The sequence below is a fragment of the Bartonella sp. AP36NXGY genome, from assembly GCF_042195865.1.
GTDB lineage: Bacteria > Pseudomonadota > Alphaproteobacteria > Rhizobiales > Rhizobiaceae > Bartonella.
In genome coordinates, this window is sequence record NZ_JBHIPD010000038.1 from 1 (window position 1) to 2,500 (window position 2,500).

Sequence of the window (2,500 nt, forward strand, 5' to 3'; positions counted from 1 at the left end):
CCCCCTTAGTATTTAGTGGTATAGATAGTTTGGAGTTCAAGGAATTGTGTACAGTTTTTTGTTACAAAAAGTTGGCAGATTGTTTTGAGGATGAAGATATACAGGTACACAAAGAACAAAGGGAGGGATGATATTAAAATCCAAGAGAATCTGAGTTTAGATTTAGTCCTTGCGCGCCCTTTATGCGCGTAAATTACATACCTATACGTTCTTCCCCTACCCATTTTGCTTCCAGAGGTGCATGATGATTAGTAGGCATGCCCCTTTTAGTTTTTATTTGGGTTTTGTACGTGGGAAGAGTTTTGAGTGATTAGCATTTTACTCCATGCGTTTAGACGCTACATCTGTTTTTTCCTGCTTTTATTTTCAGAGATTGATGATATTTTTGTTTTGCAGTACTAAGAAGAGCTTTTAGATTTATCGTTTAGAGAGCTCTCCCTGCCTCTGCCTAGCACTGCTTCATTAGGGTATGCCCCTTATTAATCCTATTGCATTCTTTTATGAGATGAGAAGGCATCCGATCCAGTTTCAAAGCCGCTCCTAGGTATTGGTAGTTTTACGAGCAACTAGTTTTTCTAGTTTTTTTGATAAGTTTCTATGAGAAAAGTGTAGCAGAAAGGGGAACTTATGTATGTAAATTACTGACTTTGTAAAGAGACAATAGTATGGATTTTTTTTAATTTTATAAGCTTTTTTAATGAGGCTTATTGAGCATATTATCTCTTTCGTTTGACACTATCTTTGTTTAGATTGAGAAGAGCAAAGTTACTATTACGTCCCTGCTGATATTATAAGGTAGGTGGTGATTAAGAAGTGGTTGCGGGGGCAGGATTTGAACCTGCGGCCTTCAGGTTATGAGCCTGACGAGCTACCGGGCTGCTCCACCCCGCGTCATATATTTTAAGACAAGATTTTTTTATTGTCTACTCTCAGTATTGAGTATTGATATTTATCGTTATATTTTTTTTGAATTGTTATCTATCATGCCTTTAGCAGACCTGGCGGCGACTTACTCTCCCGTGCCTTAAGGCAAAGTACCATCAGCGCTGGAGCGTTTCACGGCCGAGTTCGGGATGGGATCGGGTGCGTTCACTCCGCCATAACCACCAAGTCAGCAAAAAGCATGAATGATGAGAAGCTGGAATTTTTATATTTTTGAAAGAATATGGGAAATGAGAACGATCAAGTCGATCGAACGATTAGTATCAGTAAGCTTCATGTGTTACCACACTTCCACACCTGACCTATCAACGTGGTGGTCTACCACGGTTCTCAGGGAATACTCGTTTTCAGGTGGGTTTCCCGCTTAGATGCCTTCAGCGGTTATCCCTTCCGTATATAGCTACCCTGCTATGCGGCTGGCGCCACAACAGGTCCACCAGAGATACGTCCATCCCGGTCCTCTCGTACTAGGGACAGATCCTGTCAATATTCCAACACCCACGGCAGATAGGGACCGAACTGTCTCACGACGTTCTGAACCCAACTCACGTACCGCTTTAAATGGCGAACAGCCATACCCTTGGGACCTGCTCCAGCCCCAGGATGCGATGAGTCGACATCGAGGTGCCAAACAACCCCGTCGATATGGACTCTTGGGGGTCATCAGCCTGTTATCCCCGGCGTACCTTTTATCCGTTGAGCGATGGCCCTTCCACACGGGACCACCGGATCACTATGACCGTCTTTCGACTCTGCTCGACTTGTCAGTCTCACAGTCAGGCAGGCTTATGCCATTGCACTCAACAAACGATTTCCGACCGTTTTGAGCCTACCATCGCGCGCCTCCGTTACTCTTTAGGAGGCGACCGCCCCAGTCAAACTACCCACCATACACGGTCCCGAATCCGGATAACGGACTGCGGTTAGACATCCATATCGGTAAGGGTGGTATTTCAAGGATGACTCCACAAAGGCTAGCGCCCCTGCTTCAAAGTCTACCACCTATCCTACACATACAGACACAAATGCCAGTGTAAAGCTATAGTAAAGGTGCACGGGGTCTTTCCGTCTAACCGCAGGAACCCCGCATCTTCACGGGGAATTCAATTTCACTGAGTCTACGTTGGAGACAGCGGGGAAGTCGTTACGCCATTCGTGCAGGTCGGAACTTACCCGACAAGGAATTTCGCTACCTTAGGACCGTTATAGTTACGGCCGCCGTTTACTGGGGCTTCAATTCAATGCTTGCACATCTCCTCTTAACCTTCCAGCACCGGGCAGGCGTCAGACCCTATACGTCGTCTTGCGACTTCGCAGAGCCCTGTGTTTTTGGTAAACAGTCGCTACCCCCTGGTCTGTGCCACCCTCTAACGGTTGCCCGCTAAAGGGTCACGCTTCTTCCGAAGTTACGCGTGCAATTTGCCGAGTTCCTTCAACGTAGTTCTCTCAAGCGCCTTAGTATTCTCTACCAGTCCACCTGTGTCGGTTTGGGGTACGGTCTATATGTGGGAGCTATTTCCTGGAACTGCTTCACTGCAAGATCAATCCAATAAGATCT

Annotated in this window: 1 tRNA gene and 2 rRNA genes (1 of these 3 cut by a window edge); all 3 read right to left on the minus strand. The window is 46.1% G+C overall.

The features are described 5' to 3' along the window. Nucleotides 1-814: 814 nt before the first annotated feature. Nucleotides 815-891: transfer RNA gene (locus ACFINX_RS09005), tRNA-Met, on the minus strand. 105 nt (nt 892-996) lie between these two features. Beyond that, nucleotides 997-1,111: ribosomal RNA gene (gene rrf, locus ACFINX_RS09010) — 5S ribosomal RNA — on the minus strand. A 67-nt stretch (nt 1,112-1,178) separates the two neighbouring features. Next, nucleotides 1,179-2,500, minus strand: a 23S ribosomal RNA gene (locus ACFINX_RS09015) (it continues 1,488 nt past the right edge of the window).